Here is a 996-nt window from a genome sequence, read left to right as displayed (position 1 = left end):
GGGCGGCGACGTCCACGGGACGCGGCGGCCGGCTCATCGCGCGCCCTCCGCCCCGATGAGGTGGTGGCGCAGCCGCTCGGTGCCGAGGTCGATCGCCATCACCGTCGCGACGATCATCAGGAGGATCGCGCTCACGTCCGCGTCGTAGAAGTTGCGGATCGCCACCAGCAGCTCCTGGCCGATGCCGCCGGCGCCGACGAAGCCCATCACCCCGGCGCCGCGCACGTTGATCTCGAAGCGGAGCAGCCCGTAGGAGGCGAAGCTCGACAGCACCTGCGGCAGCACCGCGAAGCGGATCGCCTGGATCCGCGAGGCGCCCGATGCGGTCAGCCCCTCGACCGGCCTCATGTCGATGTTCTCGACCACCTCGGAGAACAGCTTGCCGAGCGCCCCCGTGGTGTGGAGGGCGAGCGCCAGCACGCCCACCATCGGGCCGAGGCCGAAGGCGATGACGAAGAGCAGGGCGAACACGATCTCGGGCACCGTGCGCAGGACCTCGAGGGCGCGGCGCGTCAGGAAGCGGCCGGCGCGGGTGCGGGCGAGGTTCGCGGCCGCGCCGAAGCACAGCAGGAAGGCGCCGACGCCGCCGAGCAGCGTGCCGAGATAGGCCATCAGCAGGGTCTCGCCGAGGAGCGCCGCCCATTTCGGCAGGCCCCAGTACCATTCGGCGAGGTCGCCGCGCAGGTCGGCGAGCGTCAGGTGCGGCAGGATGCGGCCGAGATAGGCGGTGAGGTTGCCGATGTTGTCGGCGAGCACCAGCGGGCGCACCTCGGCCATCAGGCCCGACAGGACCAGCAGCCCTGCGACGACCGCGAGGAATGCCAGGCTCCGCCGCCGGGTCGACGCGACCGCGCCCGCGCTGGCCCGGGCGGCGCCGAGGGGCCGATCATCATGACCGGCGGCGCCATCGGCTCGCTGTTCGCGCAGTTCTTCCACTTGAGCGCCGCCGAGCGGAAGACGCTCCTCGTCGCCGGCGCCGCCGCCGGCATGACCGCG

At 72.9% G+C, this 996-nt stretch carries 1 protein-coding gene and 1 pseudogene; one reads left to right on the top strand and one right to left on the bottom strand.

From position 1 onward, the window contains the following. Positions 1-33: 33 nt before the first annotated feature. Positions 34-927 (bottom strand): phosphonate ABC transporter, permease protein PhnE, encoded by an 894-nt coding sequence (gene phnE / locus FV223_RS28495; RefSeq protein WP_147729980.1) that lies wholly within the window; start codon positions 925-927, stop codon positions 34-36. On the opposite strand from phnE, the pseudogene FV223_RS28490 reads away from it, so the two are divergent. Next, positions 862-996: pseudogene (locus tag FV223_RS28490) on the top strand (chloride channel protein); the annotation flags it as partial. The gene phnE and the pseudogene FV223_RS28490 overlap by 66 nt on opposite strands.

The sequence above is a fragment of the Methylobacterium sp. WL116 genome (genome assembly GCF_008039455.1).
Lineage (GTDB): Bacteria > Pseudomonadota > Alphaproteobacteria > Rhizobiales > Beijerinckiaceae > Methylobacterium.
Note: the sequence above shows the minus strand (reverse complement) of the source record. Positions and strands in the feature narration are given on the sequence as shown.